Here is a 19,496-nt window from a genome sequence, read left to right on the forward strand (position 1 = left end):
GGGCGGCCCCGGGAGATGAGGCAGGATCAACAGGTGACACGCGGTCAACTGCGCATCTATCTCGGGGCCGCCCCCGGCGTCGGCAAGACGTACGCGATGTTGGAGGAGGCGCACCGGCGGGCGGCGCGGGGTACGGACGTGGTCGTGGGTCTGGTCGAGACCCACGGCCGCCGGCATACCGCGGCCATGCTCGGCGACCTGCCCGTGGTGCCGCGCCGGACGATGCACTACCGGGACACCGACTTCACCGAGATGGACACCGACGCGGTACTCGCGCGCCGGCCCGAGGTGGCGGTGGTGGACGAGCTGGCCCACACCAACGTCCCGGGATCACGCAACGCCAAGCGCTGGCAGGACATCCAGGAACTGCTGGACGCCGGTATCGACGTGCTGTCGACGGTGAACGTGCAGCACCTGGAGTCGCTCAACGACGTCGTCGAACAGATCACCGGGGTCGCCCAGCGGGAGACCGTGCCGGACGGCGTGGTACGCGCCGCCGAGCAGGTCGAACTCGTCGACATGACGCCGGAAGCGCTGCGCCGGAGGATGGCGCACGGCAACATCTACCATCCGGACAAGGTCGATGCCGCCCTCGCCAACTACTTCCGGATCGGCAACCTCACCGCACTACGCGAACTCGCCCTGCTCTGGCTCGCCGACAAGGTCGAGGACCAACTCGACCGCTACCGGGCCGACCAGGGCATCGCCACGGTGTGGGAGACCCGGGAACGGGTGGTGGTCGGGCTCACCGGCGGACCGGAGGGCGACACCCTGATCCGCCGGGCCGCCCGCGTCGCCGCCCGGAGCAAGGGCGCCGAACTGATGGCCATCCACGTCGCCCGCAGCGACGGGCTCGTCGGCGCCGACCCGGCGGCGCTGACCCGGCAGCGGGTGCTGGTGGAGCGGCTGGGCGGCACCTACCACCAGGCGGTCGGCGCCGACATCCCGGCGGCGCTGCTCGACTTCGCCCGTGGCGTCAACGCCACCCAGATCGTGCTCGGGGCCAGCCGTCGGGGCCGGTTCGCCCGGATCCTGTCCCGGGGGGTCGGCGCCACCACCGCCGCGCTCTCCGGTCCGATCGACGTGCACCTGGTGACGCACGAACAGGCCGGGCTCGGCCGTCGGCTCGGAACCGCCCCCGCGGCACTCTCGCCGCGGCGCCGGCTGATCGGTCTCGGCCTGACCGTGGTCGGCATTCCGCTGCTGACGTACGTGCTCTGGCTGCTCGCCGACGAACTGTCGCTCACCAGCGACCTGCTGCTCTTCCTCGGTGCGGTGGTCGGGGTGGCGCTGGTCGGCGGCTGGTGGCCGGCGCTGCTCGCCGCCGTACTCAGCTCGCTGCTGATCAACTTCTTCTTCACCCCGCCACTGCGGCAGTTCACCATCGCCGAGACCGAGAACCTGCTGGCGCTGGTGGTGTTCCTGCTGGTCGCCGCTGCGGTCAGCGGAGTGGTGGACCTGGCGGCCCGGCGTACCCGGGAGGCGGCCCGGGCGAGCGCGGAGGCGCAACTGCTCGCCGCGGTCGCCGGCAGTGTGCTGCGCGGGGCCCGGCCGTTGACGGCGCTGCTGGAACGCCTGCTGGAGACGTTCGGGCTGACCACGGTCAGCCTGCTTGAGCGGCTGCCGGGCACGCCGGACCGGCCCGACCAGCAGCGCGATCCGCGCGCCTGGCGGGTCGCCGCCAACGTCGGTGCCGAACCGTGTGCCACCCCGGCCGCCGGGGACGCGGAGGTACGCCTCGACGACGACCTCACCCTCGTGCTGCGCGGACGGGTGCTGCCGGCGGCCGACCGGCGGATCGTGGAGGCGTTCGCCGCCCAGGCCGCCGTCGCACTGCGGCAGGAGCGGCTGGCCGAGGAGGCCGCCGCCGCCAAGCCGATCGCCGAGGCGGACCGGCTGCGTACCGCGCTGCTGGCCGCGGTCAGCCACGACCTGCGTACCCCGCTCGCCTCCGCCAAGGCGGCGGTGACCAGCCTGCGCAGCGGGGACGTCGAGTTCGACGAGGCGGACCAGGCGGAGTTGCTGGCCACCGCCGAGGAGTCCCTGGACCGGCTCGGCCGGCTGGTGGCCAACCTGCTGGACATGAGCCGCCTCCAGGCCGGCGCGCTGGGCCTGCGGCCGGCGTCGCTCGGGCTGGAGGACGTGGTGCCGTCGGCCCTCGACGAGTTGGGCGAGGCGGCCGAACGGGTCCGGGTCAGCCTGCCCGCGCACCTGCCGGCGGTCCGGTCGGATCCGGGCCTGCTGGAGCGGGTGCTGGTGAACCTCGTCGCCAACGCGCTGCGGTTCAGTCCACCGGAACAGCCCCCCGCGATCAGCGCCAGCGAGCACGGCGGATTCGTCGAGCTGCGGGTGACCGACCGGGGCCCCGGGCTGCCCCGCGACCAGTGGGAGCGGGCGTTTCTGCCGTTCCAGCGGCAGGGCGACCGGGACAATCATGCCGGGGTCGGTCTCGGCCTGGCGTTGTCCCGAGGATTGGCCGAGGCGATGGGCGGCAGCCTGGAACCGGAGGAGACCCCGGGCGGCGGACTGACCATGGTGCTGCGGCTCCCCGTGGCGGACGAGAGGGGTGCCGGGTGACCCGGGTGCTGGTGGTGGACGACGAGCCGCAGATCCTCCGTGCGCTGCGGATCAACCTGCGGGCCCGCCGGTACGACGTGGAGGTCGCCGGGGACGGCGCCGCCGCGCTGCGGTTGGCGGCCAGCCACCGGCCCGACATCGTGGTGCTCGACCTCGGCCTGCCGGACATGGACGGTGTACAGGTGATCCGGGGGCTGCGCGGCTGGACCAACGTGCCGATCATCGTGCTCTCCGGGCGGGCCGGCAGTCAGGACAAGGTCGCCGCGCTGGACGCGGGCGCCGACGACTACGTGACCAAGCCGTTCGGGGTGGACGAGTTGCTGGCCCGGGTCCGGGCGGTGACCCGCCGGGCGGCCGGGGCCGGCGAGGAGGTGCCGGCGGTCGGGATCGGTCGACACACCGTGGACCTGGCCGCGCACTCGGTCCGGACCGGCGACGGCGACGAGGTCCGGCTCACCCCGACCGAATGGCACCTGCTGGAGATCCTGGTACGCAATCCGGGTCGCCTGGTCAGCCAGCGCCAACTGTTGCAGGAGGTGTGGGGTCCGCAGTACCAGTCGGAGACGAACTACCTGCGCCAGTACCTGGCGCAACTGCGCCGGAAGCTGGAGGACGACCCGGCCCGGCCCCGTCACCTGCTGACCGAGCCCGGGATGGGTTACCGCTTCCAGCCGTGACCAGGAGGGCCGAGCATGGCTGCGTCATCGCCCTTCGTTGAGCTGAACCAGGCCCAACTCGTACGTGAGGATCACCGCCTGTACCCGGTCGCGCAGGTCGAGCTTGGCGAAGATCCGTCCGATGTGCGTCCGTACGGTGCCGGGGGCCAACTGGAGGTCCTGGGCGATCTCGGTGTTGGACCGGCCGCGGCCGATCAGCGTGAGTACCTCGCGTTCGCGCGCGGTGAGCGGGCTGAGCCGGTCGTCCGGCTGCACGGGGGCCGGCGTGGTGCGCACGAAGTGGGCGACCAGCCGTCGGGTGACGCTCGGTGCGGTGACGCAGTCACCGGCGGCGACGGTGCGGACGGCGCTGAGCAGGTCGTCGGCGAGCGCGTCCTTGAGCAGGAAGCCGTTCGCCCCGCTGTGCAGCGCGGCGTACACGTACTCGTCGAGGTCGAATGTGGTCAGGACGAGTATCGCGATCTGCGGTGCGGTCGCCACGATCCGCCGGGTCGCCTCGATGCCGTCCATGCCCGGCATGCGAATGTCCATCAGCACCACGTCGGGTCGGGTGCGGTCGACCACCCGTACCGCCGTCGCGCCGTCGCCGGCCTCGCCGACCACGCAGATGTCGTCGGTCTCGTCGAAGATGACCCGGAACGCGGTGCGCAGCAACGCCTGGTCGTCCACCAGGACGACCCGGATGCGCCGGTTCTCGGCGAGATCGTCGGTCATGGTGTCCCGGGCGGGACAGGCAGCCGGGTGCGGACCAGGAAGCCGCCGTCCGGGTTGGGGCCGACCGTGATCGTGCCGCCGAGCAGGCCGACCCGCTCGGCGATGCCCCGCAGACCGTTGCCGTGCCCGGAGTCCGGGGTGGCCGACGGACCCACGCCGGTGTCGCTGACCTCCAGGTCGACGTAGGTCGGATCGGTGGCCAGGTGGACCCGCGCGTGGGCACCGGCGCCGCCGTGCTTGAGCGTGTTGGTGAGCGTCTCCTGCACGATCCGGTACACCGACGCGTCCACCCCGGCCGGCAGGTCGACGGGTACGCCGTCGTGCGTGTACCGCACCGGTACGCCGGCGGCACGTACCCGCTCGATGAGGGTGGGCAGGGCGGCGACGCCGATCGGCGACCCGAGGCGGTCCTGCGCGTCCGGGTCCGGGTCGAACGCGCCGACGAGCCGGCGCATCTCGGCCAGCGAGTCCCGGCCGACGGTGATCACCTCGCGTACCGCCTGGGTCGTGCGCTCGGGGTGGCGGTGCTGGGCGGCGAGCGCGGCCTGCGCCTGGGCCACGATCACCGACAGGCTGTGCGCGATGACGTCGTGCAGGTCCCGGCCGATCCTGGCTCGCTCGGCCGCCGCCGCGAGCGCCACCCGGTGCCGCTGCTCCCGTTCCAGGTCGACGGCGCGCTCTTCGAGCGTCCGCACGTGGGCATGGCGGATGCGGGCTGCCTCGCCGAGCGCGTACGCGAGAGCCAGCGCCAGCAGGACGACCAGCGCCAACTCGACGATCCGTTGCTGGACGAACGCCACCATCGCGTCGTCGCCGCTCGCCGACTTGGTGGCCGGCATCCCATCGATGCCGTTCGCCGACTCGGGAGGTGTCGCCTCGATCCTCGGGCGCTGGGGTTGGACGAGCGGGCGAACGGTGTCGTCGACGACCAGTGCGTTGCCCAGGCTCACCGCCACCTCGGCGCCCGCCAGGGCGGCCAGTGCCGCCATCGACCGCCAGCGTGACCGGCTCTGGCTGGCCACGGTGTAGAGGACGACTGGCACGGCCAGGTCGATCAGTGTCGGGAACGGGATTGTCCCGTTGTTCGCGGCGGCGACGATCTGGTGCGCGGCGGCGCCGACGCCGGCAAGGACGAGCGCGGGCACGGGCCAGCGGTGCTGGACCAGCAGGCCCAGGACGATCAACCCGGTGAACGTCCACCACGCCGCGAACGTCCAGGACTCCAGCGCCCTCGGCTGCCCCGGCTTCGCCATGATCGGGCTGGACAGCGCCACCATCGCCGCCGCCAGCGCGGCGGCGAGCAGGTAGCCGCGCCACGGGGCGAGGCGGCGGTACAGGTCGGTGGCCGATGGCACGTGTCCAGGGTAGGCAGCGCATCGACCGGTTACATCAGACCCCGCTCGTACCTTGGCTACGCGCCGGCTCGTACCGGCCGGCGGGCGGTGCCGGCCCCGCCTCCGGTGAAGGCCGCCCGACGCACCTCAGTTCTCCTCACCGGTGGCGCCGAATACCTGCTTGGCGATGGTCATGCTGGACATCGCCTTGGGCCAGCCGGCGTAGAAGGTTAGGTGAGTGATCGCCTCGATCAGTTCGGTCTCGGTGGCGCCGTTCTCCCTGGCCCGGGCCAGGTGAATGGTGAGCTGTTCGGTGCTGCCGCTGGTCAGCAGACTGGCCACCGTGATGAGGCTGCGGTCGCGCGGCGACAGCTCCGGGCGCTGCCAGACCTGTCCGAACAACACGTCGTCGGTCAGACCGACCAGCGCCGGGGCGAAGTCGCCGAACATCTTCTGCGCCCTCGAAGGCTCGTTGCCCCCACTCATGCAAGTCTCCTTCGCGTATCAGCGGAGTGAATGTGAGGCGCCGTGGCGGAGGTGCGTCGAACAGAAGCGCCACTCGATGTAACGAGCGCCGTACCAGACGCGGTGACGGTCGGCGTACGGGTCTATGGGGGAGCCGCTGCCCCGTGCTCAGTTTGCTTTCACGCTGAACTCGTTGCCGTCGGGGTCGGCCAGCACGACGGTGCCGTCCCCGCAGGTCTCCAGCACGGTGGCCCCGAGGGAGACCAGTCGATCGACCTCCGCCCGCTGGTCGCCACCGACCGGGGCAAGGTCGAAGCGCTGCCGGTTCCGCGCCTCTTTCGGAGCCACGGGCGGACCTCCCCACGCGACCTTGGTGCCGCCGTGCGGCGACTGGACCGCCGTCTCCTGGTCCTGATCCCACACCAGTGGCCAGCCCAGCGCCTCGCTCCAGAAGAGCCCGACCTCCCGGGTCCCGTCGCAGCTGAGCTCCCCGAGAAAGCCGCACCCGGCGAGGAAGGCGTTTCCCGGCTCGATCACGCAGAATTCGTTGCCCTCGGGGTCGGCCAGGACTATGTGCCCCTCCTCGGGACGCTGCCCGACGTCGAGGTGGCCGGCGCCGAGTCCCAGTGCTGTCGCCACCGTTCGTTGCTGATCGGCGTCGCTGGCGCTGGTCAGGTGCAAGTGCACGCGGTTCGGCGCCACCCGCTCCGCGTCGCTGGGGACGAACCGGAGGCCGAGCTGGGTGTCCGTGCCAGGCAGGAACACACCATCGCCGTCCGCCACGATCTCCCGGCCGAGCATGCCGGCCCAGAACTGCGCCAGGCGAGCCGGGGCATGCGCGTCGAAGGTCACCGTCAGCAGTCGCGAGGACATCACCGAACAGTAAACACGGGCCAGCGGGACGACAAGGCCGAGCCGGGGTGGACGTATCGCGAGCTGCGGGCAGGGCACGTTGACAGTCGCGCGTCGAATCTCCATTGACGGTCGCGCGTCGAATCTCCGCTGACGGACGTTGCAAGGCTACGCGTGTCGGCGTGCCCGTACCTGGTGAGTGCCGGGGCCGCCGGTGCGCTGATTCAGGCTGCGTGGTGCTGGCCGTTGACCGGAGGGCTGATGGTGCAGTGGCTGGCCGCATTCAGGCGGGTGGATACGCTTTCTGGAAGCTCGAATGCGAGGCCGGCGAGGTTGGCGCCCAGTTGATCGGCGGAGCGAGGGCCGAGAACCACCGATGTGATCTCGGACCGGTCGCGGAGCCAGGCGAGCGCGACGGTTGGCGTTGTCGTTCCCAGTTCGGCGGCGACGGCGGCGACTTCGTCGGCGATGTCGAAGTGCCGTTCGGCGAGAAGACCGGTCACGAATGCGCGTGCCATCGGGCTGGGCATGGCCGCCCACTGGGCGAGCCGGGATCCGGCGGCCGGCGCGGTGCCGCGCTGGTATCGCCCGGCGAGCAGACCGCTGCCGAGCGGGCTGTAGGCGAGGATGCCGAGTCCGTGCCGCTGGCAGGTGGGGACGATCTCGGCCTCGATGGCGCGGGCGATCAGGGAATAGTTGGCTTGCAGGCTGACGAAGGGTGTTCCGCCGATGTGTTGCGCCGCCCACTGGGCGCTGACGATGCCTGCGGCGGTGAAGTTGGAGCAGCCGATGTAACGGACCTTGCCGGAGCGTACGAAGTCATCGAGCGCTGCCATGGTTTCGTCGATCGGGGTGTCCGGGTCGGGCACGTGGCACTGGTACAGGTCGATGTAGTCGGTGCCCAGCCGGCGCAGGCTTGCCTCCAGGGCGCGAGTCAGGTGAGCACGGGACAGGCCCCGGTGGTTGGGTCCGGCGCCTTGCGGTGCCGCCCCCTTGGTGGCCAGGACGACGTCGGCTCGGCGGCGGGCGATGGCTCGGCCGACGACCTCTTCGCTGGTGCCACCTCGGTAGGTGTCTGCCGTGTCGATGAGGTTGTGACCGGCGTCGAGGAACGCGTCGACGATGCGGCGGGCCTCGGTTTCCGGGGTCGGGGTCTGCGGGTCGGTGCCGAAGTTCATCGTGCCCAGGCATACCCGGGAGATGTGGAGGCCGGAGCGGCCCAGTGTCGTGTACTGCATGCATCCTCGTAGAATCGGAACTGTGATTCCGCTTGAAGATACGGAACCTGGATTCCGTTTGTCAACGGTGCTCGACCCGGTGAGGCCGGCATGATCCGCTCCGATGCGGCACGCAACCGCGCGAAGGTGCTCGCGGCTGCCGAGGACGTGCTCGGCGAGCAGGGGTTGGCCGCCCGCATGGACGAGATCGCACGCCGAGCCGGAGTCGGCGTCGGCACCGTGTACCGGCACTTCGCCACCAAGGAAGCCCTCTACGCGGCCATCGTCTCGACCCGGGTCGACCTGCTGCTGGAGGAGGCCGCCCGATTGCGCGCGGCCGCAGAGCCACAGACCGGGTTCTTCACGTTCTTCGCGCAGATCGTCGCGGACGCAGCACGCAAGAAGGCTCTGACGGACGCGTTGCAAGGCGCGGGGATCGATGTCAAAGCAGAGCAGGCGGACCAGCGAACACAGATGCGCGAAGCGTTGGCGGACCTACTGCGCCGCGCTCAACGCGTAGGCGCCGTACGCCCCGACGTCGGCATGCCCGAGATACTCGCCTTGCTGCGGGGCGCCAGCATGGCGGCGGAAACCGGTGAATACTCCGGCCCGGTCATCGACCGGACCCTTGCCGTTCTGTTCGACGGCTTGCGCCCACTTCCGGTGCGCTAGGTCCGTACCGGCCGGTACCGCGCCCTGTAGCGCGAGGGCGTCGGCCCCAACCTGGCGTGGCAGATCCGGTGGGGCCAGGCTGGCTCGCCTGACCCCACCGGTCGATCTGGCTCTGTCAGCCCAGGTACTTCTCCCACGGACCGGTGATGGCCAGGGTGAGGCCGGGGTCCTGCATGTTGACGAAGAGCACCTTGCCGTCGGCGGTGAAGGTCGGCCCGCAGAACTCGGAGTCGTTGAGCTGGTTGCGGGCGATCGCGTACGTCGGGCCGCCCGGGATCGCGCTGAGTACGTGGGAGGCGCCCGAGCCGTCCTCGGCGAGCACGAGGCTTCCCCACGGCGTGACGGTCACATTGTCCGGGCCGTCGAAGGTGAGGTCGTTGTACTTGACCGGCGTCCCCTCCTCCGACGCGGTCTGGTGCGGGAAGTACGTCACCAGCTGGATGGTCTGGGCCCGGTAGTCGTAGAACCAGACCATGCCGTCGTGCGGAGCCGCGTCCGCCGGGAGATCACCGTCGTCCCACGCGTAGGAGTTGACCACGTACACGCCCTCGTCGGTAGCCCACACGCCCTCGAACTTGCGTCCGCGGGTGACCTGGCCATCGGTGAACTGCTCGCGCACGGCCGTGGTCCGCGCGTCGCGCTCAGGCACCTCGATCCACCGCACGGGGAAGGGGCGGCCCAGCTGGGCGGAGGTCAGGTAGGCAACGTCCGGCAGCACCGACCCGTCGTCCATGATGATCTGCATCGCGGCGAGAACACCGGCGGTCGGAGCGAGGCGGGTGAGCACGCCGGGACCGAGCTTGACGCCGCGGGGTGCGGTCCAGCGGTAGAAGAGGCCGTTGGGCCCGTCGGCGTCCTCGGAGAGGTAGATCCTGGTGCGGTCCTTGTCGACTGCCAGGGCCTCGTGGGCGTACCGGCCCAGGCACTTGATCGGCCTCGGGTCCGCGCTGCCGTCGGCCCAGACCTCGAAGACGTAGCCGTGATCCTTCTGGAAGACGCCGGACCGGCCGTCCTCCTCCCAGTCGTCCCCGGCCCGGTCCTCGGTCTCCTCGCAGGTCAACCACGTTCCCCACGGGGTGGGCCCGCCCGCACAGTTGGCGACAGTGCCGGAAAGGGCGACGAACTCACCGAGGTTGCGGCCCGCGCGGTCAGTCCTGATCACGGTGCAGCCGCCGGCGTCGACGGCGCCGGGATCGTAGACAGTGCCCTTGACGTGCGGTACGCCGAACTCGGCGCCCGGGTCGATCTCGTGGTTCTGGATCAAGGTGTAGCGGTCGCGGCCGGCGTCGTAGACGGCCATGCCGTCGTGGTCGGCCGGGGTCAGTCCTTGGCCACGGTCGAGTCGGGTGACGCCGGCCCGGGTAACCACGGTGTAGCTGAAGCCCTCAGGCAGGGCCAGGATGCCGTCCGGGTCGTCCACGAGCGGCGGGAAGGGGATGTGGCCGCCCCCGACCGGCGGGCGGGACCGGCTCGGGTGGGCCTGGGCCAGGGACGGGAAGCCCCCGGCGACGGCAAGGCCTACACCGGCGCCGCCGGCGGCGAGGAAGGTACGACGAGAGGAAGGCACGTCGAGCAGCTCCTGTTCAAGACGAGTGTTACGACTTGACAACCAACTCCTGCGGGCCGACACCGACGCGTCATTCATGCAATGGATTGGCAACATCGGAGTAAAGAATCAGGGCTACTCACGCAACACGTAGGCGACGGCCGCTGGCCCAAGCAGGCCGAACCGGTCCGGGAGCGATCAGCGCGTCAGGGGGATCCGACGGGCGCGCACCGTGCGGTGGCTGATGCGCCACCCGCTGTCGCCGCGGACGATCGTGTCCTCGTACGTCACGCTGCCGATGGTGCCGTCCGCGTGGATGCCGATGCCTTTCGACAGTGCGTGCACGCAGTCGTCGGCTGTCCCGGTGAGCACGATGTTGGTGACGTGGTGGGCGACGGGGTTCCCCTCACCCAGGGTAAGTGCGGCGTCCCTCAGCATTGCGAGTCCGATGAGCACGCCGCCGCCCAGGTTCGTGACGTCGTAGACCGCGTCGGCGGTGAACAGTTCGTGCATCCGGTCGAACTCGCCACTGTCGGTCAGGTGACCATGCCGGTTGATCAGGTCCGTGATGGCCGTACGGTCCTCGGCGGCCAGTGTCATGGCGTCCTCCACCAACTCTAACCGGGGAATTCCCCGGTTAGAGTGTTAGATTAAGCGGGGAATTCCCCACTTGGCAAATGTTGGAGCGGTGGATGGCGTTGAACGCGGACAACCCAGCGAATCCCGGCCGTGGGCGCAGGGCGGACGCCGCACGCAACGCTGAGCTGCTGCTCGCTGCGGCGCGGGATCTACTCGACGAGTCCGGGTCCGAGGTCGCCCTCGACGAGGTGGCGCGGCGAGCCGGCGTCGGCAACGCAACCCTCTACCGGCACTTCCCGACCCGGGGCGACCTGCTCGTCGCCGTCTACGCCGACGAGGTGGCGGCGCTGTGCCGGCAGGGCGCCGAACTGCTCGACGACCCGTCGCCGGTCGACGCACTCTTCACCTGGCTGGACGCATTCGTCGTGCATGTCGCGACGAAACGCGCGCTCGCCCGTGCCGCCGCCGAAGGTCCCGACGCCCGCCGGACCCGGTTGTTCGACCAGTGGCATGAGTCGATGCGCGCCACCGCGACCAAACTGCTCCGCCGGGCCCAGGACGCCGGTGTCGTACGGCCCGAACACACCGTGACCGATCTGCTGGCCATGGGCAGCGGCGCCGCTCTCGCCGCCACCGACGTGGCCCACGCCCAGCGGCTCGTTCGGCTGCTGCGCAGCGGTGTCGAGGTGGACAGGGACACTCGGATTCAATGTCCGTGCAGCAGCGAGTCACCGGCATCCTTCTTGGACTAGTAGTGCTTTGTCATAATCTGAGTGGGTAGCGGGGTTTCGTTGTCGAGAACCGTGTTTTGCAGGTGGGGCAGGCGCCGGCCAGGCGGACGAGCTGGTGTTGCAGGTTGCGGAGTACGGCGTAGAGGGTCAGGCCGGCCGGCCAGCGAGGAGCGGACCCGGAAAGCGATCGACGACCTGCCTGGGCCTGCTGCTCAGGATCCGGGATCGCGCTCGTGACGGCGCCGTACCCGAGGGCCAGACTCGTCCGGATGGAATTCATAGAGTTGGGCTCTGTCACTGCCCCGTCCGGTGTCCCGGTTATTGCGACGCTCGGGCACCTCGACTACATCTGGCCGAGCATCGGCGAGCGGCTCTCCGACCGTGCGGCGGCAGTCGCTGCCACCGGTGGTGGTCATATCCACGAATGGCTGTTCGAGGCGGTCGCCGTACCTGTCAATGCCGACCGTTCTCTTCCCGTGCGGGCGGCTACCCGGCCGTCCCCGTTCGATGGCGAGGCTGCCATCACGATGCTGGACGTTGGTCTGGGTAGCGGCGGTGAAGGCGCCGCCCGGCTGCTCGGTGATCTGCCGGCCGACCGGTGCGGAATGCTCTTGGGTGATGCGGTTGCGCTGGATTCGTGGGTCGGAATGTCGGTGGAGCCGCATACCGACCCACGAGAGCTTCCTCCGATCCGGCCCGAACCATCCGCTGCGTGTCGGGGCAGTCGAGGTTGCTGGCTGTCTGACGCTCGGCATCGCTGGGACGAGGGTGACCACTCCATGCGGCACCGGGGCGAGCGGGCGTTCGGTCGCGTCTACCCGGTGACGATCGTCTGCGACGACTCGACCGGAACCTTCCTACGGTGGGACATCGACTCCGCCAAGGTCCAACCGCTGGTGGCCGAATGACGGCCCCGAGTGGCGTAGTCGCTCCGACGGCAGCTCGCTGGCAAGCCAGTCCAGGGTTGCGACTGGCGCGACAGTCAGCAGCCGGCCGGTCGGCTGCTGTACCGGATCTGCTCATCAGAAAGAGTCGGCGGTTTCCGATAGCCTCCCTGGGCGGTCAACACCGAGGCATCCAGCACCGCAACGACGTAGCCTCCCTGGTTTGCGCGTATGGCGGTCGGGACACGAGCCCAGGCCTAAGCGGCATCCAGGCCGAGTCGAGGGCCGAGGTGGCCTGTCAGCGTTGACCGCGCCGACGCCCCGGCCGTCGCTGTAACCCCTGTGGGGCGACGTCTCGGCGGTTGTCGGTGGCCTTCTTCCCGGCGGCGCAGCGGTCCGGTTGGAAGGCCACCGGGCGGACTGTCGCCCATGCGCGCCCGGAGCATCATCGATCCGAATAGAGGTGGTGGATTGAATACCGAGCTGTCGGAACTCATCGCGGAGCTGCGTACCGATCTGGAGGCGGACCAGCCCGCGACGCTGGTCTGGGCCCAGATCGACGAGGGCGCTCCGGCCGACAAGATCCCCGCCGATCTGCCGCAGCAGGTCCGGGAACTGCTGGAGACCGCCGACGGTATCCTGGCCGGCGCGTTCGACCTGCGTGGAGTAGAGCAGCTGGACAGGATCCAGTACTACATCGAGTACATGCCCGAGTTCACCGGCGTCGCCGACGAACCCGCCGAATGGCTCGTCTTCGGCACGCTGCACGAGGAGCCGCTGCTCATCCGGCGCGACACCGGCGCGGTCTGGTACCTCCCGGCGGAGACCACCGACGAGTGGTTCATGCGTGAGCTGTTCTTCGAAGTCGCGCCGGACCTTGACTCGTTCCTCGCCTACTACGTTTTCGGCGCCGGGTACGGCGAGATCGGCTTCGACAAGGACGAGTGGTGGGGCTTTCTCGGCGAGCAGGATCTGACCACTCCTGGCAGATGAAACACGGCCGCCGTGTTTCGGAAGTGGATCGTGACGGTGTGCCCGCGGCCTCAGCGCGAGGTGGCCCCGATGATGGCGTCGAGCATCGTCCGGGCGGTGTGCAACTCGGTGATGGACCTGCTGATCCGGTCGCGTTCGCGGTGCAGGTCGTTGAGGAGGTCAGGGCAGGCTGCGGCTAGGCCGTCGCCGGTGTCGACCGTACACGGCAGCACGTCGGCGATGGTGGTGGTGCCGAGCCCAGCGGCGAGCAGGGTGCGGATGCGGCGCACCCGTTCCACATCGGCATCGCCGTACTCGCGGTATCCGCTCGGCCACCGGACTGGCCGCAGCAGACCTTGCTCCTCGTAGTAGCGCAACAGCCGCTGGCTGACGCCGGTCCGCTGAGCCAGCTCCCCGATGCGCATGACCGCCTCCGCTTGACTCTCACATCGATGTGAAGGTTTAGCTTAGCTGCACCGGGGACCACCTAACCGCACGGGCCCCAATGAGCACGGGAGAACCTCATGAACCCCCGTACGGACCATCTGGTGACGGTGATAGGGCTGAACTCGCGAGGCGCGGCACTAGCCCGGGCCCTCGCAGCGGTGGGCGTCACCGTCACGGTCTGGGACGAGCCCGGCCCCCTGTCCGAGGCGCCGACCGTCGAGGGAGCGTCACGGGCCGATTCGTTGCAGGCAGCGTTCACATCCGCGTCGCTAACACTGTTGTGCGTTGACGATTACAACAGCGTCCAGCACATCCTCGCCCAAGCCGAGCCGCACGTCGCCTCCGCCGACGTGGTCAACCTGACGTCGGGAACGAGCGCTCAGGCCGAGCAGGTAGCCGCTTGGATAGACGCTCGGGGCGGTCACTACCTCGACGGCGCATTGATGGCCCACCCCGAACATGTCGGCAAGCCAGACACTGTACTGGTCTACAGCGGCTCACCCGAGGTGTTCAAACGCCACGAGGCCTCACTCACCCACCTGGGCGGCGCCGCCTACCTGGGCGCGGCCCCTGGCACCGCGGCCCTGTACGACGTGGCGATGCTCAATTTCGCCTGGGCCACCCTGATCGGCTTCCTCCAGACAACCGCCCTGCTCGACACCGCCCGTGTCCCGGCCACCACAGTGACACCACTGCTGGCCCGCTGGCTGTCCACCACCGTCACGGACGTGATCACCGACTACGCCCGACAGGTCGAGGATCGCCACTACCCGGGCGACCAGGAATGGCTCGAGCTGGATGCTCCGCTCATGGACCACCTCATCGAAGCCAGCCGGGCCCGCGGCCTTGACACCGCACTGCCCGAACTCATCAAGTCACTAACCACCCGGGGCATCGACGCCGGCCACGGCAAAGACAGCTTCGCCAGCCTCGTCGAGATCATACGCGGCTGACCGCCCACACCGGCCCGACCGCCCTCGATCCTTAGGCGGGGGCCAGCGCGGTATCCCGGCCACGATCCCGATCAAGGCCGACCAGGCTGCCAACCGGCGCAAGAAGGGGTCGAAGGGCGGCCGTCCGCCGACCTTCGACCCCGAAATCTACAAGCGGCGGCACGCTGTGGAGTGCGGCATCAACCGCCTGAAACGCCACCGCGCGGTGATCACCAGGTACGACAAGTTCGCGGTGCGCTACCTGGCCACCCTGCACATCGTCGCCATCAACGAGTGGCTCCGACCGGCATATGAAACACACCCTAGGTGCGGACCGGAACTACCGGCCGGGCTCCTGAATACACCGGGGCGGTCGCTGGGGTCGCCGTGACCATGGGCTTCATTCCCTTGCACCACTATGCCGCGTCTTTCCACTCGCCTTGGCACAGTCGTGTTCAAGGTCGACGAGTTGGGCACGGACCTGCTCGGCTCCGGCGTGACCGAGCTGGTCGAAAATGCTCAAGGCACCCCGCCAGGCGTGGCCGGCGGCATCGTGGTCTCTGGCCGCTCGATGCGTGGTACCGAGGTGGACGAGGACTTCGGCTTCGTGGTGGCGGTCGCCGGTCTCTCGTAGCAGCTCGAGGGCGGTGTCGTAGCAGGAGGCAGCCAGCTCGTAGCGCCCGAGATGGTGGTACGCGTAGCCGAGGCTGTCCAAGGTGGCGGCCTGGCCGTAGCGATCCTCAAGTTCTCGCAGCAGAGTGAGGGCCTCCTCGCAATAGGTGATAGCGAGCTGATACTCGCCGAGCAGCGCGTGGTACCAGCCGACGGCGTTGAGGCTGTCTGCCTGGCCAGCACGATGGCCTGTGGTCCGAAACAGCTTCAGGGCGCGCTCGGAGTTGTCGAGCGCCTCCGGCATGAGCCCCTTTCCCTCCGACACCCAACTGAGGCCTCGATGAATGTGAGCCTGGCCGGCACAGTCGCCAAGCTCCACGTACAGCCTGAGGGCGCTGCTGAGGTGAGCATGGGCCTCGTCATACTGGCCCAGCCGGGTGTAGGCGCGGCCGAGGTAACGGTGCGCAAAGGCTTGTCTGGCCCCGTCGACCAGAGATCGCGCGGCCTCCAGGGCTGCGCACTGAGTCGTCACCAGATCATGCCAGTGGCCCTGACGATCGAAGAACGTCACGAGCGCCCAGGCCAGCTCGCAGGCATGGACGTCAAGCCCGGTCTCGACGGCCTGACGGATGGCCGCGATTATCGCGGGCTGTTCAGCCGTAAACCAGGCAAGTGCCTGAGCAGAGCCGGCGGGAACCTCGGGTGTGACGCCTGGCTGCCGTCGGCCGAGAGTGATCGCGTCCCGGTGTGGATCCAGCAGTCTGTCCGCCAGGTGGGCGGTGTGCAGGTAGTGGTCGAGCAGCCGCAGAACTGCCGAATCCCGTTCGACGGGGGCATCGAGGGCCTGGGCTTGTTCGGTTGCGTAGGTCCGGAGCAGGTCGTGGAGCGTGTACCTGCCCGGGGAGTGCTCGGCGGCCATGTGCGCGCGGGTCAACTCAGCCAACAACGACCGCGTCTGTTGGACCGGGATGCCGGCGAGGCTGGCTGCGGCGGGTAGGTTGATGTCCGGACCACGGTGCTGCCCTAGCTGTCGGAAGAGCCGGGCGGAGTCGGAGCTGAGCGTGCGGTAGGACCATGAGAACACCGCACGCACATCGGTGACGAGTTCACCGCCGCCGAAGGCATCCAGGCTCCCGCGCGCGTCGCGTAACTCTGCGGCCAACGCGTCGAGGCTGAACCCGGCATGGGCAGCCGCGCGGGCGGCCACGATAGCCAGGGCGAGGGGCAGTCGCGCACACAGGGCGGTAATCTCGTCCACCGCTTCCGGTTCGGCCGCCACCCGATCAACGCCGAGACGCCAGGCCAACAACTGCCTGGACTCGTCCGCAGTGAGAAGGTCCAGGGTGAGCAGGTGGGCCCCTTCGCCTGCGACCAGGCCGGACAGTTGGTTACGGCTGGTCACCAGAGCCAGACAACCTGGCGCACCGGGCAATAGCGGGCGCACGTGGTCGGCGTCGCGGGCGTTGTCGAGCAGGATCAGCACTCGTCGGCGGCTGAGAAGGCTGCGGTACAGGCCGACCTGCCCGTCCAGGTTGGCCGGGACACGCTCCGGCGGCACCGCGAAGGCGTCCAAGAATCCCCGTACAGCCTCGGCCGGGCTCACCGGTGACCCAACAGTGTCAAACCCGCGGAGGTTCACATACAGGTGCCCGTCGGGGAATCGGTCGATCACACGGTACGCCCAGTGCACCGCAAGTGCGGTCTTGCCGACTCCGGCGGTGCCCGAGACGGCGGAGATGACGACCGACGTCGGTTGTTGCTCCGCGGTGTCCAGGATCCGGTCGAGTTGGAGAATCTCGATGTCGCGTCCGGTGAAACCGCGCACATCGGCGGGTAACTGTGCCGGGACGGTTGGTTCGTGCGGTCTGGTCGGGGCCGCCACCTGATACGTGTCACCCCGCAGGATCGCCTGATGCAATTCCTGCAACGCGGGTCCGGGGCCAACGCCTAACGCGTCAACCAGCCGCTGCCGGATCGCGGTGTAGCAGTCGAGCGCTTCGGCGGTACGGCCGGCGGCGTACAGAGCGCGCATCAGCGTTTCGGTCAACGGCTCGACCAGCGGATACTCGCTCAGCTCCCGATGCACCTGGTCGGTGACCGCATGGTAGTTGCCTAGGCGCAGCTCTACCCGGGCCCACGCGACCACCGCATCGAGTCGTTGCTGACGGCAACCCTCCCGCACCCGCTGCACCCATGCACCGGACAAACCCGCCAACGGCGTGCCCCGGCACAACGCGAGCGCATCGCGCAGCAGCGCTCCGCGCCGGGCATCGTCCTGCTCCGGCTGGCGGGCCTGCTCGGTCAGGTGGCGGAAACGATGCAGGTCAACCTGGCCCGGATCGACGTCCAGCAGGTATCCGCCAGCACGTCGTTTCAGCCGTACCGGGATGCCGTTCGCCCCGCCGCTCTCGGCCAGCGCCCGCCGGATCCGCACGATGTGCGCGTACAAGGTGTTGCGTGCCTCAGCGGGAGGTGCGTCGTTCCATACCCGGTCCACGAGCGTGTCCACCGGTACCGGCCGGCCGGCGTCCACGGCCAGCGCCGCGAACACGGTCCGTCTCTTCGGCGGGCCCAGATCCACCACCTGCCCGCACACCAGCAACTCCACCGGGCCGAACAGCCGCAACTCCGGCACGTAACCCCCAGGATGATCAATCAATCGGATGTTAGGACATCATCCTTGGGACTCGATGATCGATGTCCGAACCGGCCGCGACGCCGACACTGCCTGGCGTCGCCGTGGCGTCCGCTACTCGAACAGGACCCGGTGCTCACGACTCCAGCGGATCCGCTGTACGACCTCGTCCAAGCCACCACTGGCCTGCCATGTGACCTGTGGTTCTCGCCCCTCGGTGGCGAGCTGCCGTGCCCGGTCCAGGACCAGTTGCTGCTGGCTGATGACCTGGTCGACCAGGCCGACGGTCGAGGTCAGCCCGTACGCCTCGGCGAAACGCTCGAGCCGCCGCCGTCGGTTCGGTGGCGCCGGATAACGCAACCACCGCAGGCATTCGCGGTCGTCCCGGAACGGCGCGACATACTCCAAGGCGTAGGCGACGTCATGGATCGCCGGGGCGGGCCAGGCGTAGTCCCAGTCGAGGATGCCCACCGGCTGGGTGCCTTGCCACACCAGGTTCCACGGTCCGAAGTCGCCGTGGCAGACCACTTCCCCAGGACCGGGAGGCTCGGCGCGATTCGCCCAGGTCATACCGACGGAAGGGCGGAAGCCGGCGACCGCCTCGTGGTAATCGCGCAGCAGACGAGCCATGGCCGTCAGACCGGCATCGTCGACAACACGGGACCAACTGGCGGGACCGGACTCGCCATCGATGTAGCTGAGGACTTCGCGTCCCTCTGGATCGATCCCCAGCAGGCGAGGTGAGTACGGGAAGCCGACCGCTTCGAGGTGCCGCAGTAGTTCGTGGATGGTCGCCGACCACGGCTGCATCGGCCGGCGGACCGTGTCACCCACGCGGAGCACCCTGCGGTGCGGGTCGTCCTGGAGCACCTCCTGGTCTGCCATTGTGGGGACGCTACCGCCAGCCTCGACTCGCCCCACGCCAATTCTCGCGGTCGGACAGACGGTCTGCCCGTACCGAGCGATCAGTCTGTCCAGTCCAACTGGTGTTCCGGCACGCCGACCGTCCTGCCGTACGCGACGACCTCGGCTCGTCGGGCCAGATCGCCTCGGCGGTACCGGAAGACCCGGTTGGCGAAGACGACCACGTGGTCGTTGCCGAGCGTGAAGTCGGCGTACCAACCGCCGTCCGCACGCAGGCACCGGGAGAGCGACTGGGCGAGTGCGTCGGCCACATCATCGGCCGCCTCGGAATCGAGGACGGTCCAGACATCGGGTTGGTCAGCCGACACCGATGCCGAGACGTCCCGCCGGACGACCCGGGTCAATCTCAGGTCGATAGGCAGCTCAGCGCCCACTCGCAGGCTTTCGGCCAGCAACGTTCCTCTCAAGATTGCCCCAGCTTCCCGGTCGGGTCCGACAGCACCCACGGTTCATGATCGAGTTGGTGGGGTGGAATGTTGGCGGGGGGCCGGTCGTTACATTACGCGTACGACCGAGTACCACGGCCTGTGAGCTGGGCTGACGGGTGGCGGGCCGGGAATGATCCAGGGCCCCCGGTCGTTACATATTGTGTTCGGCGGAGTACCCCCCAGTGCTCGCCGGGCGTGTGGTCCCCGGGGTTTCCTTTTCCTGGTGCGGGCCGAAGCATTCCATTGGCATCCCACGTCCCCCTGTGGGGTGTTCATCCCCGAGTGGAAGGTAACCATC

At 69.3% G+C, this 19,496-nt stretch carries 18 protein-coding genes and 1 pseudogene; 8 read left to right on the top strand and 11 right to left on the bottom strand.

Translation table 11 applies throughout. The annotated features are described in order from the left end of the window. Positions 1 to 33: 33 nt before the first annotated feature. Complete coding sequence (locus ACFP2T_RS12295; RefSeq protein WP_377420857.1) at positions 34 to 2,577, top strand: sensor histidine kinase; 2,544 nt, start codon at positions 34 to 36, stop codon at positions 2,575 to 2,577. Next, positions 2,574 to 3,254 carry a response regulator gene (locus ACFP2T_RS12300; protein ID WP_377420859.1) on the top strand — a complete coding sequence of 227 codons (681 nt, stop codon included), beginning with the start codon at positions 2,574 to 2,576 and terminating at the stop codon, positions 3,252 to 3,254. Before ACFP2T_RS12295 ends, ACFP2T_RS12300 begins: the two co-directional genes overlap by 4 nt. Before the next feature lie 24 nt (positions 3,255 to 3,278). Here the strand turns inward: ACFP2T_RS12300 and ACFP2T_RS12305 are convergent, their stop codons facing one another. From ACFP2T_RS12305 to ACFP2T_RS12325, 5 genes are all read right to left on the bottom strand, one after another. Then, complete coding sequence (locus tag ACFP2T_RS12305; RefSeq protein ID WP_377420861.1) at positions 3,279 to 3,968, bottom strand: response regulator; 690 nt, start codon at positions 3,966 to 3,968, stop codon at positions 3,279 to 3,281. Beyond that, the gene (locus tag ACFP2T_RS12310) at positions 3,965 to 5,323 is read right to left on the bottom strand and encodes a sensor histidine kinase (protein WP_377420863.1); all 1,359 of its coding nucleotides are present in this window, start codon (positions 5,321 to 5,323) and stop codon (positions 3,965 to 3,967) included. Before ACFP2T_RS12310 ends, ACFP2T_RS12305 begins: the two co-directional genes overlap by 4 nt. A 126-nt stretch (positions 5,324 to 5,449) precedes the next feature. After that, positions 5,450 to 5,788 carry a carboxymuconolactone decarboxylase family protein gene (locus ACFP2T_RS12315; protein ID WP_377420865.1) on the bottom strand — a complete coding sequence of 113 codons (339 nt, stop codon included), beginning with the start codon at positions 5,786 to 5,788 and terminating at the stop codon, positions 5,450 to 5,452. Positions 5,789 to 5,935: 147 nt separating this feature from the next. Beyond that, positions 5,936 to 6,640, bottom strand: coding sequence for a VOC family protein (locus tag ACFP2T_RS12320; RefSeq protein ID WP_377420867.1), 705 nt, complete (start codon positions 6,638 to 6,640; stop codon positions 5,936 to 5,938). Positions 6,641 to 6,843: 203 nt separating this feature from the next. Further along, positions 6,844 to 7,857 (bottom strand): aldo/keto reductase, encoded by a 1,014-nt coding sequence (locus tag ACFP2T_RS12325; protein ID WP_377420870.1) that lies wholly within the window; start codon positions 7,855 to 7,857, stop codon positions 6,844 to 6,846. A gap of 90 nt (positions 7,858 to 7,947) precedes the next feature. Here ACFP2T_RS12325 and ACFP2T_RS12330 point away from each other — a divergent pair, with 90 nt between their 5' ends. Then, complete coding sequence (locus ACFP2T_RS12330; RefSeq protein ID WP_377420872.1) at positions 7,948 to 8,508, top strand: TetR/AcrR family transcriptional regulator; 561 nt, start codon at positions 7,948 to 7,950, stop codon at positions 8,506 to 8,508. A gap of 115 nt (positions 8,509 to 8,623) precedes the next feature. Here the strand turns inward: ACFP2T_RS12330 and ACFP2T_RS12335 are convergent, their stop codons facing one another. Together ACFP2T_RS12335 and ACFP2T_RS12340 are read right to left on the bottom strand one after the other, a co-directional pair. Then, positions 8,624 to 10,075: an alkaline phosphatase PhoX gene (locus ACFP2T_RS12335; protein WP_377420874.1), complete on the bottom strand. Its 1,452-nt coding sequence runs from the start codon at positions 10,073 to 10,075 to the stop codon at positions 8,624 to 8,626. A gap of 177 nt (positions 10,076 to 10,252) precedes the next feature. Then, positions 10,253 to 10,654 (bottom strand): nuclear transport factor 2 family protein, encoded by a 402-nt coding sequence (locus tag ACFP2T_RS12340; protein WP_377420876.1) that lies wholly within the window; start codon positions 10,652 to 10,654, stop codon positions 10,253 to 10,255. A 92-nt stretch (positions 10,655 to 10,746) separates the two neighbouring features. Between ACFP2T_RS12340 and ACFP2T_RS12345 the strand changes: the two genes are divergently transcribed. The 3 genes from ACFP2T_RS12345 to ACFP2T_RS12355 all read left to right on the top strand — a co-directional run bounded on the left by ACFP2T_RS12345 (position 10,747) and on the right by ACFP2T_RS12355 (position 13,241). After that, on the top strand, positions 10,747 to 11,385 hold the full coding sequence (locus ACFP2T_RS12345) for a TetR/AcrR family transcriptional regulator (protein WP_377420878.1): 639 nt from the start codon (positions 10,747 to 10,749) through the stop codon (positions 11,383 to 11,385). A 248-nt stretch (positions 11,386 to 11,633) separates the two neighbouring features. Continuing rightward, positions 11,634 to 12,272 (top strand): hypothetical protein, encoded by a 639-nt coding sequence (locus ACFP2T_RS12350; RefSeq protein WP_377420880.1) that lies wholly within the window; start codon positions 11,634 to 11,636, stop codon positions 12,270 to 12,272. A 447-nt stretch (positions 12,273 to 12,719) separates the two neighbouring features. Continuing rightward, positions 12,720 to 13,241 (top strand): hypothetical protein, encoded by a 522-nt coding sequence (locus ACFP2T_RS12355; protein ID WP_377420882.1) that lies wholly within the window; start codon positions 12,720 to 12,722, stop codon positions 13,239 to 13,241. Between the two features lie 50 nt (positions 13,242 to 13,291). Here ACFP2T_RS12355 and ACFP2T_RS12360 read toward each other — a convergent pair whose 3' ends face one another. Further along, on the bottom strand, positions 13,292 to 13,645 hold the full coding sequence (locus ACFP2T_RS12360; RefSeq protein WP_377420884.1) for a MerR family transcriptional regulator: 354 nt from the start codon (positions 13,643 to 13,645) through the stop codon (positions 13,292 to 13,294). 99 nt (positions 13,646 to 13,744) lie between these two features. Here ACFP2T_RS12360 and ACFP2T_RS12365 point away from each other — a divergent pair, with 99 nt between their 5' ends. Further along, positions 13,745 to 14,620 (top strand): NAD(P)-dependent oxidoreductase, encoded by an 876-nt coding sequence (locus ACFP2T_RS12365; protein ID WP_377420885.1) that lies wholly within the window; start codon positions 13,745 to 13,747, stop codon positions 14,618 to 14,620. Positions 14,621 to 14,663: 43 nt separating this feature from the next. Further along, a pseudogene (locus ACFP2T_RS12370) lies at positions 14,664 to 14,900 on the top strand (IS5 family transposase); the annotation flags it as partial. A gap of 99 nt (positions 14,901 to 14,999) precedes the next feature. Here ACFP2T_RS12370 and ACFP2T_RS12375 read toward each other — a convergent pair. The 3 genes from ACFP2T_RS12375 to ACFP2T_RS12385 form a co-directional block, all read right to left on the bottom strand. Further along, positions 15,000 to 17,846 carry an AfsR/SARP family transcriptional regulator gene (locus tag ACFP2T_RS12375; RefSeq protein ID WP_377420887.1) on the bottom strand — a complete coding sequence of 949 codons (2,847 nt, stop codon included), beginning with the start codon at positions 17,844 to 17,846 and terminating at the stop codon, positions 15,000 to 15,002. A 114-nt stretch (positions 17,847 to 17,960) separates the two neighbouring features. Next, positions 17,961 to 18,731 (bottom strand): aminoglycoside phosphotransferase family protein, encoded by a 771-nt coding sequence (locus ACFP2T_RS12380; RefSeq protein ID WP_377420889.1) that lies wholly within the window; start codon positions 18,729 to 18,731, stop codon positions 17,961 to 17,963. An 80-nt stretch (positions 18,732 to 18,811) separates the two neighbouring features. Further along, a complete protein-coding gene (locus ACFP2T_RS12385) occupies positions 18,812 to 19,114 on the bottom strand; it encodes a hypothetical protein (protein ID WP_377420891.1) in 303 nt (100 codons plus the stop codon). Between the last annotated feature and the right edge of the window lie 382 nt (positions 19,115 to 19,496).

The sequence above is a fragment of the Plantactinospora solaniradicis genome (assembly GCF_042658085.1).
Classification (GTDB): domain Bacteria; phylum Actinomycetota; class Actinomycetes; order Mycobacteriales; family Micromonosporaceae; genus Plantactinospora; species Plantactinospora solaniradicis.